This is a genomic window from Microbulbifer sp. Q7 (genome assembly GCF_001639145.1).
Lineage (GTDB): Bacteria > Pseudomonadota > Gammaproteobacteria > Pseudomonadales > Cellvibrionaceae > Microbulbifer.
The window spans coordinates 616,414-642,437 of the sequence record NZ_LROY01000002.1 but is presented as its reverse complement, the minus strand read 5'-3'; the positions used below and the strand labels follow the sequence as shown (position 1 = coordinate 642,437).

At 54.8% G+C, this 26,024-nt stretch carries 17 protein-coding genes; 6 read left to right on the top strand and 11 right to left on the bottom strand.

Features of this window, described 5'->3' with window-relative positions; genetic code table 11:
- Positions 1-142: 142 nt before the first annotated feature.
- Entirely contained in the window at positions 143-1,666 is a 1,524-nt protein-coding gene (locus tag AU182_RS08325) for a tryptophan halogenase family protein (protein ID WP_153039190.1), read from the bottom strand.
- Positions 1,667-1,835: 169 nt separating this feature from the next.
- On the opposite strand from AU182_RS08325, the gene AU182_RS08320 reads away from it, so the two are divergent.
- Positions 1,836-3,428, top strand: a complete 1,593-nt coding sequence (locus AU182_RS08320) for a tryptophan halogenase family protein (RefSeq protein WP_066963584.1) — start codon at positions 1,836-1,838, stop codon at positions 3,426-3,428.
- 61 nt (positions 3,429-3,489) lie between these two features.
- Here AU182_RS08320 and AU182_RS08315 read toward each other — a convergent pair whose 3' ends face one another.
- On the bottom strand, positions 3,490-6,174 hold the full coding sequence (locus tag AU182_RS08315; RefSeq protein WP_066963581.1) for a TonB-dependent receptor: 2,685 nt from the start codon (positions 6,172-6,174) through the stop codon (positions 3,490-3,492).
- A gap of 432 nt (positions 6,175-6,606) precedes the next feature.
- Between AU182_RS08315 and AU182_RS08310 the strand changes: the two genes are divergently transcribed.
- The 4 genes from AU182_RS08310 to AU182_RS08295 are packed head-to-tail and all read left to right on the top strand — an operon-like array spanning position 6,607 to position 11,514.
- On the top strand, positions 6,607-7,788 hold the full coding sequence (locus tag AU182_RS08310) for an MFS transporter (RefSeq protein WP_066967748.1): 1,182 nt from the start codon (positions 6,607-6,609) through the stop codon (positions 7,786-7,788).
- Between the two features lie 29 nt (positions 7,789-7,817).
- The gene (locus tag AU182_RS08305) at positions 7,818-9,947 is read left to right on the top strand and encodes a M1 family metallopeptidase (protein ID WP_153039189.1); all 2,130 of its coding nucleotides are present in this window, start codon (positions 7,818-7,820) and stop codon (positions 9,945-9,947) included.
- Positions 9,944-10,543 carry an NlpC/P60 family protein gene (locus AU182_RS08300; protein ID WP_227718186.1) on the top strand — a complete coding sequence of 200 codons (600 nt, stop codon included), beginning with the start codon at positions 9,944-9,946 and terminating at the stop codon, positions 10,541-10,543. Before AU182_RS08305 ends, AU182_RS08300 begins: the two co-directional genes overlap by 4 nt.
- Positions 10,531-11,514: an N-acetylmuramoyl-L-alanine amidase gene (locus tag AU182_RS08295; RefSeq protein WP_066963564.1), complete on the top strand. Its 984-nt coding sequence runs from the start codon at positions 10,531-10,533 to the stop codon at positions 11,512-11,514. The genes AU182_RS08300 and AU182_RS08295 overlap by 13 nt, the downstream gene beginning before the upstream one ends.
- Here the strand turns inward: AU182_RS08295 and AU182_RS08290 are convergent.
- The 5 genes from AU182_RS08290 to AU182_RS08270 all read right to left on the bottom strand — a co-directional run bounded on the left by AU182_RS08290 (position 11,484) and on the right by AU182_RS08270 (position 19,297).
- On the bottom strand, positions 11,484-12,440 hold the full coding sequence (locus AU182_RS08290; RefSeq protein WP_066963561.1) for a glutamate cyclase domain-containing protein: 957 nt from the start codon (positions 12,438-12,440) through the stop codon (positions 11,484-11,486). The genes AU182_RS08295 and AU182_RS08290 overlap by 31 nt on opposite strands.
- 22 nt (positions 12,441-12,462) lie before the next feature.
- Complete coding sequence (locus AU182_RS08285; protein ID WP_066963554.1) at positions 12,463-13,290, bottom strand: putative hydro-lyase; 828 nt, start codon at positions 13,288-13,290, stop codon at positions 12,463-12,465.
- Complete coding sequence (locus tag AU182_RS08280; RefSeq protein WP_082859495.1) at positions 13,287-14,723, bottom strand: amidase; 1,437 nt, start codon at positions 14,721-14,723, stop codon at positions 13,287-13,289. Before AU182_RS08280 ends, AU182_RS08285 begins: the two co-directional genes overlap by 4 nt.
- A gap of 123 nt (positions 14,724-14,846) precedes the next feature.
- Positions 14,847-16,685 (bottom strand): glycoside hydrolase family 3 N-terminal domain-containing protein, encoded by a 1,839-nt coding sequence (locus AU182_RS08275; protein WP_193754315.1) that lies wholly within the window; start codon positions 16,683-16,685, stop codon positions 14,847-14,849.
- A 251-nt stretch (positions 16,686-16,936) separates the two neighbouring features.
- Positions 16,937-19,297: a TonB-dependent receptor gene (locus AU182_RS08270; protein WP_066963536.1), complete on the bottom strand. Its 2,361-nt coding sequence runs from the start codon at positions 19,295-19,297 to the stop codon at positions 16,937-16,939.
- Between the two features lie 698 nt (positions 19,298-19,995).
- Between AU182_RS08270 and AU182_RS08265 the strand changes: the two genes are divergently transcribed.
- The gene (locus AU182_RS08265) at positions 19,996-20,919 is read left to right on the top strand and encodes a LysR family transcriptional regulator (RefSeq protein ID WP_066963530.1); all 924 of its coding nucleotides are present in this window, start codon (positions 19,996-19,998) and stop codon (positions 20,917-20,919) included.
- Positions 20,920-20,941: 22 nt separating this feature from the next.
- Here the strand turns inward: AU182_RS08265 and AU182_RS08260 are convergent, their stop codons facing one another.
- The 4 genes from AU182_RS08260 to AU182_RS08245 all read right to left on the bottom strand — a co-directional run bounded on the left by AU182_RS08260 (position 20,942) and on the right by AU182_RS08245 (position 26,013).
- Positions 20,942-22,339, bottom strand: a complete 1,398-nt coding sequence (locus AU182_RS08260; RefSeq protein ID WP_066963521.1) for an aminotransferase — start codon at positions 22,337-22,339, stop codon at positions 20,942-20,944.
- A gap of 137 nt (positions 22,340-22,476) precedes the next feature.
- Positions 22,477-23,220 (bottom strand): L,D-transpeptidase, encoded by a 744-nt coding sequence (locus AU182_RS08255; protein ID WP_227718185.1) that lies wholly within the window; start codon positions 23,218-23,220, stop codon positions 22,477-22,479.
- A gap of 509 nt (positions 23,221-23,729) precedes the next feature.
- Complete coding sequence (locus AU182_RS08250; protein WP_082859310.1) at positions 23,730-24,908, bottom strand: glycoside hydrolase family 10 protein; 1,179 nt, start codon at positions 24,906-24,908, stop codon at positions 23,730-23,732.
- A 1-nt stretch (position 24,909) separates the two neighbouring features.
- Positions 24,910-26,013, bottom strand: a complete 1,104-nt coding sequence (locus AU182_RS08245) for an ABC transporter ATP-binding protein (protein WP_066963509.1) — start codon at positions 26,011-26,013, stop codon at positions 24,910-24,912.
- Positions 26,014-26,024: the final 11 nt, after the last annotated feature.

Below are 26,024 nucleotides of genomic sequence, written 5' to 3'. Positions count from 1 at the left end.
TTTCGACGTGACAGGCATCATCCTTTGGTCGAATTGCGATCCAAATTGATTCGATAGGAATAATTCAACGGATTCTGCGGCAAGTGCCAAAAGGAAATCTACGCCAGAGCCCTCCGAGGAAGGCTCTCGTAGAAAGAAATTATTAATCGCCGGCATATTGCTCAAGAAGTGAGCGATGGGATTGAAAGCGTTGCGTATTCCCTTCACAAAAGGACTGCACGTCTCGAAGTAATTGAGTATCCGCCTCTGTCGCTGAGGAGTACGCTTGAGGAAAGCGCCCCATCCCGGCAAGGAGGCAATACCAACTAGCCGGTGAGTAAACTTTATCCCCGCCGGCTTGGTGCAAATGCTGCTCAAAGTCACCGCCTTGGTCCCAGCAAGTCACCAAATCCTGCAGCCGCTGAGGAACAACAATTTCTTCGCGGGCCGCACGCCAGTAATCGGTATCATCTCGCGAGTTGAGAAAATAGTGCCCTGCAACATAGTCCAGGACACCGCCAAACATGAGGTTGATATTCCGATTGAAGCTTGCGCGTTCGATTACAGATGATCTATCTGGGCGACGCGGATCGAATACTGCAGCGAATTGCTCAATCGTAAACTGCACAAGCATCAACGCCGTCGCCTCCAGGGGCTCGATAAACCCCTGCGAAAGCCCAACGCCAAGGCAATTCGCAGACCAATGCTGCTCCACGCGCCCTACCCGCATTTTCAAGTGCCTGCAAGGAAGATGATCCGGCGCACCGGCGCGCAAACGCAGCTCCTGCTCCGCCTGCTCCGGACTGATAAATGCATCGCTGTACACGTAGCCAAAGCCCGTGCGGCTTTGCAGAGGGATATTCCACATCCACCCACTGCTCAGTGCTTCAGAAACCGTTTCCGAATACAGAGGGCCATTGTTGCCGCCCGGCAGCTGTAAGGCGACCGCAGCATTGTTGAGCAACGTCTTGCCGTAGGAGTGAAACTGATGGTCTGGCAGCTTTGACAGCAGACCAGCGCGAAAGCCGGTGCAGTCAATAAAAAAGTCGGCGGCCAGAACTTCCCCTTCTGCGGTCAACAAGCTGCCGATGCCGGCCTCTCCCTGGGCAGACGACCTGAGCCGCACTTGCTGGATAGTTGCCTGTTGATAGCGGACACCCGCGGCTAACGCCTTGCTTTTTAGAAAGCTCCCGAGTAGTCCTGCATCAAAGTGATAGGCGTAATCCAACTCAAATGGTAATGGGCGCTTGGGAATCGGTGCCCGGCCAGCACGAGATAGATAAGGCGCATGAAAAAAGTAATCAGGCAGTGCTTCCACGGAAAGTCCCTGGCGGCGCTTATCAGCCTGGGCAAAAAACTCGGCCCCAGTCTCCCGGTCTAGCGGGGAATAGAATGGATGGTAGTAAGAGGTATACCCTGGCTTCGTCGACCAGCCAGGAAATCGGATGCCGCATTTATAGGTAGCATCACAGGCCGACATCCACTCTCTTTCCGGGATGTCGAGCGTTTTGAAAAGAGACTTGAGATAGGGGGTACTTCCCTCTCCGACACCGATAGTGGCAATTTCACTGGATTCCACCAGGGAAATATTGACCGGCAAGTCTCGCCACTTTCGCGCGAGTAAGTTTGCCGCCATCCAGCCGGCCGTTCCCCCACCAACAATCAATACAGAAAACTTCGGATCCACGGAAATCCCCAATATTCTACCTGGTATTGCAAGGCCAACTGAGTTCCACCTGAGAATATTCGGTGGCAGAATGGAACAAGCAATGACATGCGAATAACTTTAATAAATTCATTACAACACTGAATCGGCACAGCCACAATGCGGCGCTTCGCCATGGTAAGGCTTCATCATGCAATCAATAAGAAACATCGTAGTGATCGGGGGCGGCACTGCCGGGTGGCTGGCCGCAGCCAGCCTTGCTCGCCACCTATGTCCCTTGGAAAATCAAGAATACTCTGTAACCCTCGTAGAATCTCCGGATGCTCCAACGATCGGTGTGGGCGAAGGCACCTGGCCGACAATGCGCAATACACTGCGTAAACTCGGTATTGACGAATTTGAGTTTATTCGCGAGTGCGATGCATCCTTCAAGCAGGGTACGCGGTTCGTCAATTGGCATACTGCGGATGCCCGTGGTGGCGAGACCAGCTATTATCATTCCTTCGAGCTACCGCAAGGGCTATGGCCAATCGCGCCGGGCCCATACTGGCACTATCTACAGCAAGATCTGAAACTTCCTTACGCGGAGGCCATTTCACCGCAACCGGAAGCCTGCAAGCAGTTTCTTGCCCCGAAATCATTGAACACGCCGCAATATGAAGCCGTACTCAATTACGCGTATCACCTCGATGCAGGAAAATTTGCTGACTTTCTGCGACGCCATGCCACAGAAAAGCTCGGTGTGACACATCTGCAAGCGCATGTTGAGTCGGTGGTGCTGTCCGATTCAGGCTTTATCGAGTCAATAGCGACGCGAGAGAGTGACTCAATTTCAGGTGATCTTTTTATCGACTGTAGTGGTTTCTCAAGCTTGCTATTAGACAAGACTTACCAAATCCCATTTCGAAGCGTCGGCAATACGCTACTGGTCGATAAAGCCATCGCGCTACAAGTGCCCTATGCGGATGCCGAGGCGCCGATCAACAGCCCCACACTCTCTACCGCACAGTCCGCAGGCTGGATCTGGGAGATTGGTCTGCAGAGCCGGCGCGGTACCGGTTATGTATACAGCGGGAATCATGCAACGTCGGACGATGCAGAGAAAGTGCTTCGCGAATATGCCTGGAAAACAACTGGTCTCACATCAAGTACGGCACAAGCAAAGGAAAAATCGCGATTCATTGATTCGCTGGAAACCCGTCACCTCAACCTGCGCCTGGGTTACCGTGAAAAAGTGTTTTACAAGAACTGTGTAGGCATGGGCCTCTCCGCTGCATTCCTTGAGCCCCTGGAGGCGAGCGCCATATTTTTGATTGAGGCATCCTGTAACATGCTTACGGAGCTGTTTCCACGGCATACGGGGCAGCTCCCACTACTGGAGAAAAAGTTCAACGATGTCTTCTCTCAGCGCTGGCAGCGCGTCGTCGACTTTATCAAATTGCACTACTATCTCTCACGACGGACCGATGGTGACTTTTGGCATGACAACCGGGACCCGTCGACTCTGCCAGAGACCCTGAAGGAACAGCTGGAGTTCTGGAGGCATTATCCACCAAGCCGTTTTGATATGCCTAGCGCCCTGGAACCCTTTGTCCGTGAGAGTTACGAGTTCATCCTGTACGGCATGGAGTACCATGCAGACTATCAGTGGCATGCCGGTCAATTACCTCACCTTAGTAAAGCACGTGAGAATTTCGAGCGTATCGCTAAGCTTCGCGAAGAAATTCAAGATTTGCTGCCGAGCAATCGTGCGCTACTACAACAGATAAGAGGTAACCATTAGTTAAAAAGAAACCGGCCAAGGCCGGTTTCTTTTTGATCATCGCAAATCAAGCAGAGCCAAGTTAGAACTTGACTGCCGCATTTACAAACCAGCGCGTTCCTCCGTCGTTGATCAACTGGAACAGCCCATCCCAGGAATCCTGCGCATTCTTGGTGCGGTACAACTCACCGGTCAGGTTCACGCCCTGGAGGCTCAATGTTACGTTCTCTGTAACTTCTGCAGAGAATGCCACATCAACAGAGGTGTACGCTTCGGTCTCTGAGGCGGTACCAATACGGAAACCGTTGAAGAACTCACCGCGATGGTTCGCCATCAGACGAGCGCTATAACGGTCATTTTCCCAATAGGTGGTTACGTTCCACATATCTTCCGAGTTACCCGGCAGATTCAGTCCGTCTTGGCCGTTGTTGTCGACAACTTCCGCGTCGGTGAAGGTGTAGTTGGTGGTTACACCAAACCCATAACCCAGCTCCGCTTGCAGCTGAAGCTCTATACCCTGCAGGTTGGCCTCACCACCGTTTCGGGTACGCGAGATATCCAGATCGGCAGTGAAGAACTCACCGGTGTCTTCATCGATAATTTCATGCGTCTCGATCTCTGAGATTGAGAACAGGAAGGAGTCAATGTCTTTGCGGAAGTATGTCGCACTGGCAAGCGCACCCTCAGCAAAATACCACTCAATACCCAGGTCAAACTGAGTCGCCAGCCAGGGTTCAAGGAACGGGTTACCAGCAGAACCGGTGCGGGTCGTGCTGTTATAGCTGAAGGTATTACGCAGGTCCTGGTAGTTCGGCAGGGACATCACTCGCGCAGCCGCACCACGAACCAACAGGTCGTCATTGATTGCGTAGGTGACGTTCAGGCTTGGCAGGAACTCAGCATAATCGTTGTTGGTCGGTACTCGCAGCGCATCTTCCTGGTTTGCGACAGACTCAAGATCATAATCGACGTAGCGCACACCGAAGTTACCGGCGAACTTGTCGTACTCGAATTCGGCCATACCGTAAATCGCGAGCTTCTGCTCATTGATTTGATAGTAGTCAGCCAGGCTCTCACGCTGCAGGGTGTTCGACGGCGTCAGATTCGAGGAAAGAGCGCGAATGCCATCCAGATCCAGCGTCGGCAGACAGGTCAGGGTATTGCTCTTGGCTGTCTTCTCGTACTGCCCGCAACCAGTATTTACAGGCAGGTCCGCATAAGTTGCGGTGCCAGTGGCCAGTGCTGCCGGAATGTCGACGGTGAAGTTGTGCAGCGAACGCTCGTTGCTACGATCCTGGTATTTTAGGCCGGTTTTCACCGAAGTGATGATACCTGGGTTCTGCATCGGCACAGTGATGTCAAACTGCGCGTAGGTTTCCTCATCGGAATCCTGAATATGCGGGTTATTCTCGCGAATGCTCAGTGGATAATTCGCCGGATTACTTGGGTCAAACCCGTCAAATTCCACACCCAGCTTGTTACCGGTAAGATCCAGCGTGAGTTTTTCATCACCGGTAAGTCCAGCAGCCCCCATGGTTGCGGTGTTAATCATGCCGGAGTAGCCAATGACGATGATATCGCCCTCGGCTTCAGTATGACCCACCTGCATATGTGCATCGAACAGCTCGTGGCTGTAATTCACATCAATGTCGAATGCCTGGGCTTCGGGGTTGGTGTTGCGGAAGAAGGTGTCCGGACCAAACCAGTAATCATTGCCTGCTTCACCGGTCACGTCACCCAGATATGAATCATGTCGCAGCACACCTTGCCCCGCCGGGAAGTCTTCAACAGCGGTCACATTACGGATATCCGCAGTACGCCCTGGAACCACCAGATAATTGGAGTTCACGTTGTCGGCGGACAGGGAGAAATTCAGGTAGTTCGCGGTGATATCCAGTTGTTCGTTAGGCTGGTACTGCGCAGTAAGGTTATACGCGGTGCGCTCACGTTGCTGCTGGAAGATCGCATGGCCTGCACCCCAGGTCGCGTGGGTAAAGTCACCAGAGCCATCGGTGTCTTTGGCCTCAGCACCGGTGCCATAGTAGTTTTCCATGGCGTCGTAGGTGGTAAAGCGTTCCTGATGGCTAGCACTGATCAGCACACCAAACTTTTCGTCTTCGGTTTTCCAGCTGTACAGCCCAGAAAACGCCGGATCCCAGCGCTCCGCATTCTCAGAGTACTGATACTCCATGGAGCCGTGCATGGTGTTGGCATCCATCTCCAGTGGACGGCGGGTTTTGATATTCACCACACCACCGATGGAACCGTCGGGCAGATCGGCCCGCGGCGACTTGTATACCTCGAGGGAGGATACGAGCTCCGCAGCCAGCATATCGGAACGGAAGCCGCGCGTCGGACGATATCCTTCGAACCACTGCGCCGTAGAAATTGACTGCCCGTTGAGATAGGTCAGGCTCAGCGCGGGATCAAGGCCGCGAATACTCACACCATCCGCTTCGCCAAAGCGACGCTCAATACCCACACCCGGAATACGCATCAGGGCATCACCGATGTTCTTATCGGGGAACTTGCCGATATCCTCGGCATTGATGCTGTCCATCACTACGGTCGCGTAGCGTTTTACGTTGACACTTTTTTCCAGTGCAGCGCGGAAGCCAACCACCTGAATCTCCTCCAGGGATGTGGCTTTTTTCTTCTCATCCTGCTCTTCGGCCTCTTGTGCAAACGCCAGTGGCGCCGCAACACCTGCCAACGCCAGGGCAACACCACGCGCGAGCAGGTTCATACGGAAGTTATTGGATTTCATAGTATTTTCCGTTTTTCGTTTATCGGATTTATGCTTATCAGCTTCCCTTCGCCCAACCTGAACAAGGTGACATCGCTGTCATTCTTGCACCGGACAGGCACAGATACCTCACATCCAACGGCCCTCCAATCCGGAGGGCACGGCGCAAGACTACTTAGAAAATTCCAAAAAAACCACACAAATGGAATTTTTTATTTGTACAATCGACCGAAAGGCGAAGTAAGTGGCAGAGAAAGCGACCTAAAAAAACATTAATACGCCAATTTGAATGACTTATGCTGGAATTTTTCCAGGCAGGAATCGATCAATGATTGGGGCGCACCTATCGCTCAAACCGATTGACGGTGATTCGCCCTGTTGAAATAGCTCGCTATCATCGAACGTAAAAGAACAACTGCTTCCGCCGACAATCAATAACGAATAATGACCGGTATGAATACAAACATGTCTCACGGCAAGTACTTGGCCCATCTGGCCAGTTTGCTGTTCGTCGCCATGATGGGCGCGTCCATCCTGACACTCCTCCCTCTCTGGGTGGGCGCGCTGACGGATCAGGGCGCATTTACCGGGCAACAGATTGGCTGGCTGGCTTCGGCCGACGTGATTGGAATTTTTCTGAGCTCTGCTTCCGCATTTTTTTGGGTGCGCCGGCTCCCCTGGAAGCCGATAGCACTTACTGGCCTTGCTATATTTGCCCTGGCCAACCTGGCGAGCCTTGGGATTGAACAGTTCGGCGCATTGATGGCGACACGCATTATTGCCGGGCTCGGATGTGGCTCGGCGTATGCCATCGCCCTTGCCGGGCTCGGCGACCGCCGCAACCCGCAACTGGCGTTTGGACTGATGGTTACCGCCCAGGTCGCGTTTGGAACCATCGGTTTCTTCGCCGTTCCACGCATTATGGGTGAGGGGGATTTCAGTGGCTTCTTCCATTACCTGAACGCCTGGCTGTTGATCACCATTGCCTTGTGTCTATTAGCCTTTCCGCGCTCTGAGAAAATCGACGAGCAAGGCAATAGCATTTTTGCAACCTTGCTATCAGGCCGCGCAATACTGGTGTTTGCCACCACCGTGGTTTACTACTGTGGCGTATCCGCTGTCTGGGCCTATCTGGAGCGGATTGGCGTAAACCTGGGGCTAGAGAGCGCAGATGTGGGCGATCTCCTGGGTATCGGATTTGCGATTAGCGGTTTGGGGTCACTCGCGACTCCCTGGCTCAGCCACTATGTGGGGCGCATGGCCACTTTGCTCGTCGCCATGACAGCCCAGATGATTACCATGGCGCTGCTGATTGGTGAATTTACCCTCGATGCCTACCTGCTGTATGCCGCCACTTCCATTGTATTCCAGTTCTTCTGGAGCTTTTCGCTCCCCCTGCTGATGGATCAATTCAACCGGGTGGACGATACCGGGCGCTTTATTGTGCTGTGCGCAAGTGCATTCAAGGTGGGCGAGATTGCCGGCCCGCCTTTGGCGGCAGCGCTGATTGTAGAAAGGGACTTTTCTGCGGTGTTGTGGCTCGGAATCATTTGTATGGCAGTCACATTGCTGATGGGGCTGCTTACCGAGCGGCGTCGCATAGAAACAAACTCTGCACTGGTGGCGCCAGCATGAATCCCAGCTCCCTGCGGACACTTACTAGAATGCAATGGATCGGCATCACTACACTCCTCATGACAGGCATGCCGGTGCATGCAGACGACCCGTTCCGCAGGTTGACGCAGGTTGAGCTGGGCCTCGGCGCCTACCGCACTGCCAATGGCCTTCCGTCGCCAAATTACTGGCAGCAACAGGTGGACTACCGAATCTCGGCGAAGCTTGACCCAGCGGATAACCGAATCACCGCCAGCGCTGAAGTGACCTACCACAACAACTCGCCCGATCCATTACAGCAGCTGTTCTTTGCACTGGATCACAATGCCCTAAACCCGGATTCCGCCGCCGCTTACGCCCTACTCGCGCAAGAAAATGAACGCAGCCGCATACGTTCCCTGGCGCGCTCTGCAGCAACCGGTTTCGATATCCTCGCCGTAACAGACGCCGTAGGCATGCCACTGCGCTGGCGGATAAACGACACGCATCTGCAGGTATTCCTGCCTCATGAGCTGTCACCCGATTCCCGCAAGTCGCTGAAAATCGAATGGGCACTGTCTCTACACGACAAAGTGGCCACTGGTGCGCGTAGCGGATACGAACGCCTTGACGACGGTGCTCCCATTTATGTCGCTGCACAGTGGTTTCCCCGCGCGGTCGCCTACACCGATTACGCAGGCTGGCAGCTCAAACCGTTCCTGCAGCAGGGAGAGTTTTCCACCGAGTTTGGCAACTATAAAGTGAATATTTCGGTACCGGCTAATTACGTCGTGGCCGCAAGTGGATCACTGCAAAATGCATCGGCCGTCCTGACTCGAGAGCAACTAGCTCGCTGGAAGGGCATTTCACCGACCGCAACACATATTGTCAGCCACAGTCAGGCGCAACAGCAGCGTAGCGAGCACTCACAGGAATTCGTTCGGTGGGAATTTTCCGGCGATGACCTGCGCGATTTTGCGTTCAGTACCTCGCCCGCTTTCCTGTGGCAGGTAAAGCGCGACGCACGCGGACGCAGATTGCAGCAATTTTATCCCCGCGAGGCAGCACCGCTGTGGGAGCAATTTGGGCTGGCTGCCATTAATCACACGCTCACCACATTCGATGCCGCGCTGTTTCCCCTGAACGCGACCGATATCAGTATCGTCAATGCCGCTGGCTTCGGTATGGAGTACCCCGGCCTTGCAACTATTGCCACCCGACCCGAGCGATCGGCATTCAATGGGGAGCTGCCGGCCTGGGACAAACTCACCAAATACGATTTCATCGGCACAGTGATTCATGAGGTGGGCCACAACTATATTCCCATGCGTATCAATACGGATGAGCGGGAATGGGCGTGGTTGGATGAGGGGCTGGTCAGCTTTATCGAATATCGCGCGGAACATAGCTGGGAAGTCAATTTCGACGTTATTTACGGCGAACCCCGCTCGGTGGCGAAATACACCAGTGACGCCATCAGCCAGCCGGTTATGAGTAGCGCCGATTCCCTGCACCGGAAAATTGATAACGCTTACAACAAGACAGCAAGCCTTTTGAATGTCCTGCGACACCTTGTTTTGGGGGCAGACGTATTCGATCCGGCACTGGCGGATTTTGCGCACCACTGGCAAGGCAAGCGCCCGACACCCGGGGACTTTTTCCGGGCGATGGAAACGGCAGCCGGTACTGATCTCAGCTGGTTCTGGCGCAGTTGGTTTTACCAGAATCACACCATCGACCTCGGCATCCGCCAGATTAGCCTCGCTGATCAGGCGCTACCGATATCCCGCGCGGATTTGCCCGCACCCGATGCACTCGCCTATACCGTCGGCGGCATTCAAGATTTCGTCGTCGATCAGTTGCCCGAGCTCGCGGATCCCTATACCAAGAAACGCAGCTTTGCTTCTGTATCGTTACCGACAGCACACGAGCCTCATACGGGTGAAACGGTGAAGTGGTACACATTCGAGATCGTTAATCACGGGGAGGGTCTGCTACCGATTCCCTTGGCGCTTTCCTTTAAAGATGGCAGTCAGCGGATGTTGAACGTGCCGGCGCAAACCTGGATGCGGGCGCAGGATGGTCGATTGGCCCTTCAGCTGCCGTACCCTGGAACGCTCTCCGGAGCATGCATCGACCCGATGTGGATCACACCGGACACCGAGAGAAACAATAACTGTGTGGAAGTTCAGACACCATGAATAGACTTTTTCCTTTGCTTATCTTAGCGGCCTCATTCACGCTCAATGGCTGTGAACAGGCAACATCTCCGGAAGCGGGTGCAACGCCAGTAAAAAGCACAACCGCACACATCAGCCCAGCTGCTTCGGAGCCCACTGCCACCATGGCCGAAAAACTCGTGGTGGAGGCCTTGCCCTGGGAGAACCGCGAGTACCGGGTCGGCACGGCGGAGCAGTGCATGAACTGGACACGGGAAATTCTGGTGGCCGCCTGCGGTGAGCATTTTGCCACACTGGAAACACAAAACCCTTGGGACAAACATCTACTGGGACCGGACGATGAGTTGCTGCCCGAGCATGTAGACTCACTGGCTTCCGATGAATTTGGTCAAAAAATCGCTTCGATCGAAGCTCTACAGCCCGGTGACCTGGTTTTCCTGAAAAACACCTATGGCGATTGGGCCGAAGGCGTACTGACACACGTCGGTATCGCCCTGGGGGGAGGCCGCTATATCCACCGCATGACCTCCAACGACGGGCTGGTAAAAATCACCACAATCCCTGCTAAGGACTTTGACTCGGGCATTCGACTGAAGGATTCACTATGTCAAATATAATAAAACAGACACTGGGGCGAGCCGCGCTACTCGCCACCGCGGCATCCGCTTCGCTTTTCAATTTCGGTTGTGTTGGCACCAGTGCCGGCCTCAATCACCAGAGCGATGCCTATAAAATTGAAGTGGTCGAATCGCAAAACGCCAGCGAGCGCGTTCGCTTTCTGGTCATGCACTTCACGGCGATTGACTTCGATACGTCATTACGGGTTCTCACCCAACCAAGTTCCTCGCCGGTCAGTTCGCACTACCTGGTTCCTGAAAGTGACGACCCAAGCTACCCCCATGAAGATCTTCGGGTGTATCAACTGGTGGATGAGACGCGCCGGGCCTGGCACGCGGGCCCAAGTATCTGGGAAGATCGCAGTCAGCTGAACGACCACTCGATTGGTATCGAAATCGTCAACAAAAGCCACTGCCACCCGCCCGCGGAATCCACCCCGGAAGCGGAAACAGAAGCAGTCTGTTTTTTTCCCGACTTCGATCCTAAGCAGATGGAGCTGGTTATCGCGCTCTCCAAGGATATTCTGGCGCGCTACCCGGACATTACGCCGACCCGTGTCGTCGGCCACGGTGACATTATCCCACAGTGGAAAATTGATCCCGGCCCGAAGTTTCCCTGGCAACAGCTCGCAGAAGCCGGTATCGGCGCCTGGTATGATGACGCTACCGTCAAGCGTCACCTGGACTTCCTGAATGGCAATACCACCAGTGACCGCGACAGCGTACGGCTGCGCTTCGCCCAATGGCTGAACGACTACGGTTATGGTATCGACCCGGAAAATGCGACGGATGCAGAAATCACCCTGTACACCCGGGCCTTCCAGTATCACTTCCGTCCCTGGAAAGTCGACGGCGAGGTGGACAACCACAGCCGCGCTATTTTGCTTGCGTTACTGGAAAAATACTTCCCTCAAAAGCTCAGTGGCTACCCGGATATCAATCAGGCAGTTCTCGCTGCGAAGGACGTCTGAGAAATGACCGGCGTACCTCCTCTCTGAGGAATCAGGGAGGAGGACAGTGCCTGAATGCCTGCATAGATTGACTGGCTGCGCACCAGAGGCAACCCATCCTCGGTGGCGATATTACAGCCCGTCACCCCATCTACCATCCCTGCGGCCACCAGCGCCTCAAGACAATCCGTCAAGACGAATTCATCCAGCAGCGGACGTCGTATACAGACCGATGCCAGCCCGAGCAAGCCATAGGCGCCCCAGTTCGACACATCGGCAATTACAAGCTGGTCTGTGGTGGCCGTGGCGCAGGAAACTGGCAGGTTTTGCAATTGTTCCCGCAAGCGCCCCATTCCCAGCTCATTGCCACCGTCTGCAATGGCCAGCGATGGGCATTCTGCCAACGAGAGCAACTGCTCCCACGGGAGGGTAGCTCCGTCGACCGGGTCGAATCGCATATTGCGATAGTGACCATCCGCACCGGAACCAGGTACCTCAATAAAGATGATTAATGTCGGAGCGAACGTTTTTATAAAACGAGGCAACTCGTCTGAAAAGGTTTCGCGATCGAACGCAACCACGGAGTCCACAAGGGCTGCACCGTCGCTAACCGCCGACGGCAATGCTCCGGTCAGTTGCTCCGCGTATTCACGGATGCCCAGCAAGGCCACCTCTGAACCCAGTGCACGCAAACTGCGTGCCATTGCGATCGCACCCGCTGGGCCATCCGTTTCATACTGACCTGCTACAGGGAAGCCGCTGACAATGGCTACGCGCTGTCGATTCTGCAGCAGTGACTGTGCAGCGGGTAGCAAGTAACCCCGGTAGCCGCTACTGCGCACCGTTTCCATACCACGTAGATTCCCGGCAACCAGCAAACCCTCTATCTGGTTGGCGAGATGTACCGTGTCCGGACGCCGAAAAATATTCAAGGAATAGCTCGCCATAGATTGTCACTTCCGTGCTGAGTCAAACTGCGGTTTGTTTTTCGCCCCACCCCAAAACCCGAATATCCGTCACCGCTTCCAATGCATCGTTCAAGCGATCCGTAATCAACATATGTCCGGGCGCATGGGTAATAAAGAAATCCAGGCCGGCATTCCGCAGTGCTTCAATCGCAGTCACGCCGCACGCCCAGAATGCCATCACTTCTTCAGGTAAAACGGAAACAGCCTCGCCATATTCTGGTGTGGCAATATCGTTAATACCCAGTTCTGAGGGATTGCCGATATGGACCGGTGCACCGTGTACCAGTGGGTAGCGGCCTGAAATATCACTGGCCAGCGCAATAGAATCACTTGAGAAAGGCCGCATGCTCACCACCAGATTGCCGTGAAACGGCCCGGCGGCCTCGCAAGCGGCCTGTGTGCGATACATAGGTACATTGCGTCCTTCGGTGATATTGCGTACTTCAAGGCCCGCGCCGATCAACGCTTCCTCAAAGGAGAAAGAACAACCCAGCGCAAAGGTGACCAGGTCGTCTCGCCAGACATCGTTAATATCGGTAACTTCCTGAGCTTCCCTGCCCTGTTGATGTACCAGGTAGCGCGGTACATCGGTGCGAATATCGATGGCATCACCCAGTTCGGGCATGCGGTACTCGCCGGGCTCTGTGCGATGTAACAAGGCACATGCACGACTGTTCAGCGTGCAGAACTCAGTGAATGCATCGGCGTACTGCTCGGGCACCATGGCGATGTTGGCCTGCACATAGCCAGCCGCCAGACCTGAGGTCGGGCCACAGAATCGACCGGCCCGGATTTCTGAGCGAATTACACGTGCGCATTGCTTGATCATGCCTTTACTACCTGTAAATCCAGTGGCCGATTGCCCGCATGGAGGAAAACACCCAGCTCCGCTTCGATACCCAGGCCGAGCTGCAATAATCGGGTGTCGGCATAAGGGTGCCCCACCAGCTGAACTCCCGTGGGCACACCGTTGGCCGCAAACCCGCTTGGCACGGAGAGTACCGGGCAGCGGCTCAAGGTATTAAACGGATAGGTCATAAACCAGCCTTTCACCGGATCTACCGCAACACCATCGATTTCCAGTGTGTCGCGGCTGTAATCAAAATCCGCAGGGACACGGGTAGAACACACCGTCGGGCACAGCAGGAAGTCGTAGGTCTGGAAGACTTTCTCCAGTGCTTGCCACATATGCTGCGCATAGTCATTGGCTTCAAGAATACGTTGCGGTGACGCGGCAGAAGAGAGCGAGAAATAGTGCTTCACATAACTGGTCAATTGATCGTGATATTCAGCACGATCGTATTTTTTTCGCAGCATGTGCCCCATCTGCGCGCCCTGGTGGATCTGTGCGGTGCGGATACAGCGCGCATCCCAGTCGAGGGTAACTAGCTCAACGTCCGCACCGAGGCCCCGCAGCGTTTCCGCGTAAGCCAGCGTATTACTACGCACGTCGTCGTCCAGAGAGAAAAACCCAAGATCCAGCGAAAGCGCAATTTTCAGTCCACGCAGATCCAGCGGTACCGACGCCACCGGCTCTTTGGCCATCTGCGACATAAGATCCACCGGGTGCGGGCCGGAAATCAGGTTGTACAGTAAAACCATGTCCCGCACGCTGCGGGTCAACATGCCGTGGTGTACATAGGGATCCACGTTGTACGGGGGGATTTCGGGGATACGCCCATGGGAGGCTTTGAGCCCCACTACGCCGCACTGCGCCGCTGGAATACGCACGGAACCACCCATATCTGTGCCGTTCGCGATGGTACAGAGCCCCGCGGCCAGAGCCGCTGCAGAACCACCGGACGATCCGCCGGGAGTGATATCGGTATTCCAGGGGTTACGCGTTACCCCCCACAGATCAGACCAGGTATAGGAGGCTACGGAAAATTCCGGGGTGGCGGTACGGGCGTGAAAGATGGAGCCAGCAGCGAGCAGGCGCTCCGGCACCGGATCGGTGATATCTGCTACGTTGTTCTGCAGCAGGCGCGATCCGTTCGTGGTGACTTCACCGCGAATGTAAGTCTCATCTTTGATCGCAGTAATCACGCCCTCTAGTGGACGTGCTTTCTTGCGTTGATAGGCTTGTTCTGCAGCCCGGGCCTGCTGTAGGGCACGCTCAAACATACTCTGGGTAAACGGATTGACCTCTGCGCCGACCTGCTGGTAACGCTCGATGTGTGCCTGTAACACTTCAACCGGAGAAATCATTCCGCTTTTATAGTGTTTCAGCACCTCGCAGGCATCTAGGTAACACAAATCCATTTCCATGGCGCACCTGTTATTGTTTTTCTGACTTCGATACCCGCAAGTGTGAAGATTCAACCGGCCATTGCTAAATGACTAACCAGAGGCGGAACCGATAGAAGCCGCGAGCTTCTATCGATCTCAGCCCTCGTTATCAACGGATGCATCGCTGACATTCAGGTTCGCCGGAGTTATCACGGTTACCGGTAACTGACCAACAACCGCCTCTTGGCTTACCAGCGCATTGGCGATCGCACGGTAAATCGGGCCCTCCAGTGTATCGTCCGGGCCGATATAGGCTTTGTAATCAAAACTTGCCAGATGCACGTCCGCGAGTGATTCAAATTGTGCCGCTTCGTAGGGAGAGCGCATGCTGATAAACACCGTCTTCGCGCCGCGTGCATTCGCCGCACTGAGGGATTGGCGATAGATTTCATAGAGTACACCCTGGTCGGTGATCCGCTCCTGCAAAATGGGCAAGTCCTCCATCCCGCCGAGCTCTACCGCGCTTTCTGTCGGTACAATACTCGCTACGATCAATGTATCTGCACCGGAGTCTCTCACCGCAGCCTCTGCCTCTCGGGGCACTAGCAGTGAGATCTCGGCGTCACTCACCTGCTCCAGTGCGATACGAAAGGCTTCTCCAACCGCCCGATTTGGTGTCAGCACCTGAATCTGCCTGGCTTGCGGGCCGATCACCGGTAGTGCCGATGGCTGTGGGGGAAAAATATTGGTCAATGCGGCGTTGGCCAGAGTCAGCGCGAGCGTGCGATGTTCTGTGGATGCCAGTATGGCCTTTGCCCGGCTTATCACTTCAGCCTCATCACGCTGTGCCCATTGCGCATCGATATAACGCTGTTTCAGGCGCTGTACCCGTGCGACAGATGAATCCAACTCATCGACGGAAATCTCCCCCGCTTCGAGTGCCTCAACAACGCGGTCGATCAGCTTATCCAGTTGCACCAGGTCTTCTGGATAACGGATCTTGATTGGCATCAGTGCAATATCGGCACCCGCGGCGAAGGTGTTTACCACCGCTTCCTCCGGCGTAAAGTAATCGCTGATTCCCGCCATATTGAGGGAGTCGGTCACAATGACCCCGTCATACGCCATTTCCCCACGCAAAATACCAGTGAGGATTTTTCGGGAAAGTGTGGCCGGGGCAAGCATCTGCTCACCGGAGCGGGATATCAGGGTCGTAGTGTCCAGCGCTGGGTACTGGATATGCGCGGTCATGGTCAGCGCCGGCTGTGCGTTGTGGATCACCTGGCGGAAAGGCAGCAGGTCAACGGCCTGCGCTTGCTCGAGGGAACGCTCTACCCGCGGCAGCCCCGTGTGACTATCTACGCTGGTATCGCCATGCCCGGGGAAATGTTTGACCGTTGCAGCCACGCCCTGCCGCTGAAACGCAGCGACGCTGGCAGAACCGAGTTCCGCCACTACCTTGGGGTCCTCACTGTAGGAGCGTACGTTGATGACTGGATTATCGGGATTACTGTTTACATCCAGCGTGGGCGCGAAGTTCACGTTGAAACCCAGCGCACGTAGTTGATCCGCCATTACTTCAGCAGTAGCACTGGCGAAGCGATCTCCCTCGCGGGCATAGGTCGCACCGATGGCCATATTGCCGGCAAATGCCGCTGCCTCATCCCGCGGCAACCGATTGACCCGGCCGCCTTCCTGGTCAATGCCGATCAATAGCGGCAACCCGCTGGCAGACTCCGCCGCGGCCTGTTGCAACGCACGATTGAGTCTTACGATCTGCGCACTCTGCTCGAGGTTGTCCGCAAACAGAATAATACCGCCTAGATCGGAATCCCGGATCATGCCGGCCAGCTCCCGAGGGAGTTCGGTCACCGGCTGATCACAGTGCCGGTTGCCCGCTTTGCCTGCCGCTGGTCGCTGCTGGTCCGGGCAGAAATAGCGGATATCGAGCATCAGCTTTTGCGCCACCTTCTGGCGCAGACTCAATGCGTCCACTGCAGCTGACTCATGCAGCGGCACAGAATCCGTACAAGAGGCCACAATCGAGGTCAGTGCGACCACCGAGCAGGCTGCCACGACCCTTATGAGCGAGCGTCTTACCAGCATAATAAATAACCAATCTTATTCTTTAGCACCAGATGGAATAATTTATTCTTCACATTTGGCGCCGTTGTGCAATAGAAAATTCGCAAAAAGAAAAAAGGGGGCGAAGGTGCCCCCAAGTAGTCCACAAGATGTGAGCGAGATTAGAAATCGTAGGAGACGTTCAATCCAAGCGTACGAGGCATGGTCTGAATCAATCGATTCCCCACGTAATTTTCAGATTGATAGGAAACCTCGGCACGTTCATTGGTTAGGTTTCTGGCCCAAAGACCCGCACTCCACTGATCGCCACTCAGGCCAACATTGGCACTGTAAAGTGTGTAGGAATCGTATCGGTAGGGTTCCGCATCAGGAGAATCCGCGCGATCGCTTTGAACCTCACTGCTATAGGAACCACGAACGCTTGCGGAAAGGGTCAAACCATTGCTCAGATCACGGTAGAAATTCGCCACCAGATTGTGACGCCATTCTGGTGCGCCGCCCAAGAGTCCACCTTCAGACCAGGTGCGACATTCCGAGCCATCCGCGTACAGGCAGACTTCTTCAGTCTCTGCCCACTTCGCCTCAGTTGTGGCGGTCGAGTAAGTCAATGAAACATTGTCACTCACGCGAAGACGACTGGAAAACTCCCAGCCTTGAGACTCTGCGTCCGGTCCGTTTGTGGTGCCATTCAACGGGAAGCCGTTGATCGATTGGCTATAGTAGGTCTGCGTATTCTCCCAGGCAATCTGGTAAATATTTGTTTCGATGTACAGCAGGTCGTCAAGAAAAGACCCCTTCAAACCCAGTTCAAAATTATTCACCGAGTCTGGTTGGTAATTCTGCGCAGCGGCCGATACATTCTGGTCACCTTGCCCTTTGAATCCGTTTACACCACCTCGACGAAAACCTTGAGATGCTGTTGCATACATGAGCACGTCATCAGTTAGCTCATAAGAAGTATTCAGCTTATAGAATTTCTCGCCTGACGCTGAGTTTTCAACCGCGCCCTTGGTATCTACCAAACCAAACGCGTAATCGGTGATGCGCGGATCCGCCTCATCGGAGTAATTGAATACCCGTGTTCCGACGGTTACGTCCCAACGATCAGTGACGGCGTAAGTCAACTCACCAAATAGGGCCAGTTCCTTATATTCCGTATTGATATCCTCGGCATACCCCACATTCTGCTCGCCGCCAATGGCGTCTCGATCCAATCCACCAACCGCGTCCAGAGTCGGAAAATGCTCTTGAAACGCAAGGCTGCGTTCCTGCTGGGTATAGTAGATACCGCCAACCCAGCTAATCGGGCCATCCACCATGGAAACGAACCGGGTTTCATGGCTGATACCTGAATACGTGTTGTCGAATACCATATAGGGAGATTCGTCGGTTTCCTCTGGCGTGAGTGCACTCCAGCCCCAGTCACCATAGTAAACAAACCCAATCCCGTAATTTGCCCGTCCCTCGCGGGTGTCTTCAAAGTGAGAGGTGCTGGATTTCATGGCGAAGTGTTCGAAGTCCCACTCCAGGTCCAATGAGTCCAATTTAAAGGATCGATCCGCGTATTCGCGATACCGCCCCACTACGACATCCTGGCCGTATTGGAGCACATCGCCATCCTGAGTCGGGTCAAGCGTAGAGCCCCGGGAACCATTTGCCAGCTGGCTTTGCTGCGCATGTGTGAAAGTCAGTTTGGCATCGGGATTGAACTGCCATGCCAGTGCAACTTTCCCGGTGGTCACATTCTGATAATCGTCATTTTCGTAGCGTTTTTTGCCCGTCCCATCGGGATTTGTCCATGGATTCTCCGATCGAAATGATGGTGAGACGACACGATCAGTGAAACCAGCTTCATCCAGGTATGCCAGCGACGCACGTATCGCCAGATTTTCTCCAAGGGGTTGATTAATCACCACATCAGTGTCCGTACTCATGCCCCCGCCAGCCGTTTGGTAAATGCCGGAATTGAGACGGACAGTGGATTCTTCAAAATCCGGCTGGTTGGTAATATATCGGACAGTGCCACCAAGGCTGCCAGAACCATACAGCGTGCCTTGTGGTCCCAACAGGGTCTCTACACGCGCGATGTCTTTAATTCGATAGCCAATATTAGGAAGGGGCGTCTCATCGAGATAGTAAGCGAGCGTCGAGCGCACAAAGAACTCGAGGTTATTCTGATTTACCGCAGATACATTCAAACCGCGAACCGTTACAGAATCTGCGAAGCGCGCCGAATTAGCCGGTGCACTAATTGTTACTGAATCCTCAATAAGGCTTTTTAGATCGGTAATGGCGCGCTTGCGCAGCTCCGCCTCACCAATGGCCGAAATATTAATTGGAATATCCTCAACAGAGGCTTCGCGGCGTGTCGCCGTAACCACGACATTTTCCACCAGCCGACTTTGCTGCTGCGAATTTTCCGTTTCTTCTTCAGTATCGTCCTGCGCAAACACCGCCGGCGTAACGCTGAGCGCAAACGCCGAAATGAGATAAGCAATCGGCTTCTTATTGAATGGCAACATACCCTGGTTCCTTATTATTAAATTCAGACTCTGTTCGTGGGCGCGCGAACTCTTCCACCCTTAAGTCAGGATCTCGTTAGCCAGTAAGAATTGGAAAATATCAAGTATCGGTATTGGCGATAGTTTAGAGGCCCGGATCGCCAGATGGCGTGATTAGCACGGTGCCGGCCAATTGAGCTCCAAAGTTGACCACATTGTGTGGGCAAAATGGCATGCCGCCCACTTCCGGGGCACCGACAAGGGTCCAAAAATTTTGCCATCCTGTATTGAATATTCACCAATATCCGTGAATAGCTGGCCCTATGCGGAACTCAACTGAGCATGACTGGATTGATACTTGGGGGAATGCGCCGGGTAACACGTGCCCTTGCGGTTAAATTCGGACATATACCCGGTTAGATAGAGACGTGTTTGTGCTCTCTGCTTTACACGGTCGTCGGCTTTGTTAAAGTCGCTCTCATAGGTTAGACCGATACAAGGTATTGCCACGGTGGGGCCGGGAGCGAGGTACCGTAAGCCAGTCATTTCGCAACCGCAATAGACAAAGCAAACGTGAAGGACAATGGAAATTGGTCGGGAGCAAGGGATGTACCGATACCACACCTCCGGTCACAAACGACTATTGACAGCGCCACTCCCTCAAGGCACATCAGCGCTACCCTGTCAGAACAAAAGTCAGTAAAACATTCAGGCAAGTTATGGAATCGCGTTTTTTTATTGCTCCGGAACAGCTGGAAGCGTTTGAGGCGGCGGCACGCAGTGGCTCGTTTTCAGCGGCTGCACGGTCACTGGGTAAGGCGCAGTCCACGGTTTCCGGTCTGATCAGCAACCTTGAAATTGATACCGGCCTGACACTTTTCGATCGCTCAGGCCGCGAGCCTAAACTCACCGCACAGGGTCGATCCCTGCTGCACGATGCACGCTCGCTCCTGAACTCTTACTCCCGCTTCGAAGCCAAGAGCCGCAGCCTGAATGCTGGGCTGGAAGAGTCGCTGACCATCGCGATCGACGAGTCTTCGATCGATTTGAAAGCACTGACAGAAAGCCTGGAAGCCTTTTATTCGGAGTTTGGTACCGTTACCGTCACCCTCCTACATGCGTCTGGCAATAGTGCAGCAGCGCTGGTGCGCGAGGGCAAAGCCGATATCGGGATCGTTTTAAGCCAGAGCGACTACCCGGAGGACTTTGATTTTCGCGGCGTTGGCAACTGCTCGTTTGTGATGGTCGCGGGCAAAAACCACCCGCTCACCACGCTGGATACGGTGGGCGTGCAGGACTTGCACAATCACTTGCATCTACGCATCAGCGCCAGTAGCGACCCCGCCTCTATGCCGGAGAACGATCTGAGCGATCGCATCTGGTACCTGGAGAGCTACTCATTGTTCATGACCATGCTCACCGCCGGTCTGGGTTGGGCGTTTACGCCCTTGCACATCGCGCGGCCGCATATCGACCGCGGCGCGATCACCATACTGAATACCAATTTTCAGCTGACGCCTTATCCCTACTGCACGGACCTGATCTGGTCGCGCAGAAAAACCCTGGGGCCTGCGGGGCAAAAACTGATTGATGAGGTATCTCGCGTGCTTTCCACAGAGAAGAGTGTGACAGAGCCCGCGTGACGGGCTCTTGGTGTACCACAGATCAGGCGATCAGCTTCCGGGGGCTCGGCAATAGCCCTTCTCTACGCAGATCGTGGTAGGCATGCTCGATGGCCGCGCCCAGCTGTTCCACCACAAAATCCACCTCACCACGACTCATGGTGAGAGGGGGCGACATCACATTCAGATGTACGATAGGCCGGACGATCAAGCCGTTCGACTCCGCACGATCGGATATCCACTTGCCGATATTGAGCTCATCGGGCAACAGCTGCCTGGTAGACTTGTCCGCGACATTTTCCACACACATCATGAAGCGCTTACCCCGAACATCACCGACCAGGGGCAAATCCCGCAGGGTTTGCAAGCGCTTTTCGAAGTAAGCTCCCACTTCAACAACACGTTCGAGCAAGTTCTCCCGCTCGATGATCTCGATATTCTTGAGTGCCGCCGCGCAGGCAACGGGATGCCCTGAGTAAGTGTAGCCACTGGCAAAGTAGCGATCGGCATCACCCGTAGAAATGACCTCGTATATACGATCGGAAAACAAGGTCGCGCCCAGTGGCAGGTAGCCTGATGTCAGCCCTTTCGCACAGGTGATGATATCCGGCTGCACGCCAAACAGGTCTTTCGAGGCAAACCAGTGGCCCACTCTTCCAAAAGCGGTGACCACCTCATCGGCAACGAACAGAATGTCATTCTCCTGGCACAGCTCCCAGATACGGCGATTGTAGCCCTCCGGCGGTACGATCACGCCACCAGAACCAAGGATGGGCTCAGCAAAAAACGCAGCGATATTATCAGCCCCCAGATCCGCAATCTTCTGCTTGCACTCCTCTACAAGGAAATCGCAGAATTTCTCTTCGTCCATGCCGGCGGGCGCACGATAAGGGTTGGGGCAGCTCAGGTGGTGAATGGAGTCCTGGATATAGTCGAACTCCGGGATCTTGTCACCGGACTTACCGGTAATCGACATGGCCGCATAGGTACTACCGTGGTAACCACCCTTGCGCGCCAGGATGTGTTTCTTATGCGGTTTGCCTCGGCAGTTCTGGTAAAAGTGCACCAGGCGGAAGGCGGTATCGATTGCCGTGGAACCACCGCAACTGTAAAACACCCGGTTGATATCCCCGGGCGCCAGCTCCGCCAGTTTCTTCGCTAACTGTGCTGCGGGCACGTTGGAAATGTCCACGAAGGGATTGGCGTAGGCCATTTCCCGAACCTGCTCGGCGATCGTTTCCGCCATCTCCTCGCGGCCGAGGCCAATGTTGGTACACCAGAGGCCACCCACCGCATCAAAGTAGGACTTGCCCTGTTCGTCCCAGACCCGTGCTCCCTTGGCACGGGCCATCATCAGGGAGCCCTCTTCCTCAAAAGAATCGAAGTGGGTCCATGGATGCATCCAGTGGCGCTTGTCCGCCTGCCAGTTTTTGCTGCTCATCGCTATGCTCGTTTTCAACCGTAGTGAAAGACCGCCACAATTAAGCAGCGGGTATCGAGCTCAGTTTAAACAGCATGGTGTTCGGTGACAGTTTGCAACTATCGTCGGCGCCGATAGTTAGTTTTACAATGAATACTTTACAGTGCCGGCAAACGCCACTGTGACTGCAATGCCCGGTACTGTTGCCTGGGCAGCGCTACGTACACCGGTTGCTGGTCGGCCCGCAGCCACTTGAGCACTGCATCCATCTCCGGCTCCGCCATGGCGGTACATCCAGCGGTAGCGCTGCCCGCCGCTTTCCAGAGGTGCACAAATATACAGCTTCCCGCACCCGGCACATTGGCCGGGTTATGCGCTACGAAAATTCCTTTTTTGTACTGCTGATCACCGTAGTGGATGTCCCGACGCATACCTTCGGAAGAGCCCTGCACCGCCTGCTTGCCGACCAGTTCCGCATCCACCGTCTGGTTATATAGGGGGGAGGCAGACACATCGATACAGTAGTGGGAGGCCGTCATGGGCTGGTAACCGAGACCGGTATTCAGTGCACTGGGGTATCCGAATGCATCCCCCAGGCGAAAAATGCCCGCTGGGGCCTTACCGTCCCCCTCCCGCTTCTGAGGGTCCTCTTTGCCTACGATGGATTCAGGGTGCAAGCCAATTCCCCAGGCAAGCCCGGTACGACCAAGGTTGACGGGTATCGGTTCCAGTATCGGCCTCCAGCCACTCTCGGTGCGACTGAACGCATGTAGTTCACCGGTATCTGCATCCCAACTATTGCTAATCGTCACCAGTAATTGCTGGCTAGTTTCGGGAACCTGTCCATGGGCACCGGTGATACCGGTGACGATGAATAGCAGTAAAACCAATTGTTTACCCATGTTCGTCCTCCAGAGCACAATAATTTACATTCGCTGTCAGAATTTTCCCGATGGTTTGTGCAGAAACTTCCGCACAATACGGCCAAGCCCTGGTGATGCTCGATAAACCGATCAATCCACTACCTTGACAGGCCATCCTGCGCGTCGCTGATTCCCGTTTCGATACAAGTGGCAAACGCCAGTGCGATCTTGCCCTGGCTTGTGAACCTGACGAAATCCGTTTTGCCCCCTTCCGAGTGAAGCGATTCCTTGAGCAAGTACCCAAACGTATCTTCGCCCAGCATACCGGCCAAGTACGTATACCCCCCAGCTTTACCGCCGCCACGGAGGCACTTGCCAATGCCACTCCGGCAAATTTTGTGAATTGCTCGGGATAACTGGTGAAACCGCTTCTGGACATCCGCTTGGGCAACATGTCCACCAGCGCCTCACCAAAACAGACGACTTTCAAAATACTTCCCTCATTTTGTTGTTCGCTATCGCTTGTTGGTTCTGTCGTGCTTTCGGCGTTACAGCGCCTCGGGAAACCTGACAGGCTGTGAGGCATAAGACCCGCGAATTACGTCCCGGTAGTCCTCAAGCCCTTCGTAAAAGAAGAACACTTCCCCCAACAGACCCGCCTCGCGATTGGCCGCCAGCATTCCGTCCATCATTTCCTGTGATGGCATAGTTTCACCGACCTTGATCAACACACCCGGTGCGAAAGCGTCGCGCTGCGCGGCGGGGACGTAGGTGAGCGTTTCACGGAGGGTACTTCGGTAACTTTCCAGGTCATGGCGGTATACCTGGGGGATCAATAAATCCGCCGAACCCTGCGCCAGCCAACTGGGCCAGTCCTGTAGATACTGCTCGCGGGACCAGGGGAAAATCGAAGGGGAAAAGGACACAATGACATCGGGATCTTCCGCCTTCACCGCCCGGTAAAGATCCATAGCGTATTGATTCAGGCGGTTTGCACGCCACTGCAGCCATTCAGAATTTTTGCTATCCGCCGGTGGTGCTGTGCCCGTTTCAGCGAGGTAAGCGGCCGCGATCTCCGGGTTATAGCCGCCTTCGGAAGGCAGTGCTGGCAGGCGGTCATCGCCTTGAATGCCGTCGACGTCATAGTTACGCACAACCTCTAACACCAATGAAGTCATAAACGACTGGACTTCCGGATCCAGCGCATTCATCCACTCAAAACCGTTTTTGGTTACCAACTCGCCATTAACATCCAGTGCAGCCCAATGCGGCTTGCGCCGGATCAGTTCTCCTCCCCGCTCGCCATGAGACGCGGCGAAACCGAATTCAAACCACGCAAACACCTTGATATTGTGCCGGTGCGCGGCATCGATCAGCTCCTGCAGTGGATCGCGATCTGTTTGTTCCGGGTCGAGAGCCGGGTCCATAGCCATCCCGGTAAATGCGTGCATGATCTGTGAGGGATACAGGGTTTTACCCTTGTTCCAGGTCACCACAAATATGCTGTTCAGCCCAAGCTCCGCACACAGTTCAACCGCCTGCTCGATCCCCTCCCGGGTATACAGCGCGTCGCTGGCGACATTGGTCAGCCAGACACCCCTCACGGCCTCGGGTAATGGGGCATTATCACGGTTGTCGGACATGTCCGACGACTCACCCAGTGCCGTAGTGAATTGCGCCCAGATAACGAATACAGGAAGTAGCAGTACACGGATCGCGCTTCGCATATCAGGCAGCCTCACCGACCTTTTCCGTTTTTTGCGGCGATACGGTTAAGCCCTCCGCATCGAACAGATAGGCATCCGCCGTGTCGAAACTCATGCGGATCTCATCACCAATACGAGGGAGCGGCAGCGCCTGTGTCTGCACACAGACATCCTGTCCCGCCACCTGCAAATAAACAAAGCTGATGGAACCCAGTTGCTCCACCGCTCGCACCTGTCCCAGCAATGGACCAGTACTGTCAATTAGAAGATGTTCCGGGCGCAGCCCCAAGGTCATTTCGTCCTGCTCTGCTGTGAGAGGTTCACGCACCGGCACGTCAAGCTTCGCCGCGCCCACCTGCAGTGTCACCATCCCTGCGGACTGTGACACCAGGCGAGCGGTGAGAAAATTCATTTTGGGCGATCCGATAAACCCGGCTACAAACTGGTTGGCAGGATTGGTGTAGAGCGCCATAGGCGCACCCACCTGCTCAATGCGACCATTGCGCAGAACGACGATGCGATCGGCCAGGGTCATGGCTTCGGTCTGGTCGTGGGTGACATAGATCATGGTGGCATCGAGGCGACGGTGCAGATCGGCGATCTCGGTACGCATTTTTACCCGCAGCTCCGCGTCGAGGTTCGACAGCGGCTCATCGAACAGGAACACATCCGGGTCCTGCACCAGCGCGCGACCGATGGCGACACGCTGGCATTGCCCGCCGGACAGCTCGCCGGGCTTGCGCTTCAGATACGGCTCCAGCTGCAATACGGCACTGGCCCGCGCCACCTTTTGCTGTACTTCCTGCCTGGGTACGCCGCGCATACGCATGCCGAAACTCAGGTTCTGCTCCGCGGTCATGTGCGGATAGAGCGCGTAAGACTGGAACACCATGGCCACCTGGCGCTGGCTGGGCGGCAGCCCGGTGACATCGCGGCCACCAATATGTACCTGGCCAGCACTCACCGTTTCGAGGCCTGCAATCATGCGCAAGAGCGTAGACTTGCCGCAGCCGGATGGCCCTACAAAAACGACGAATTCTCCACGCTGAACTTGCAGGTCTACACCGTGGATGGTCTGGGTATTGCCAAACCGTTTCTTGACGGCGGTCAATTGTAAGTTTGCCATGGGCAACCTCT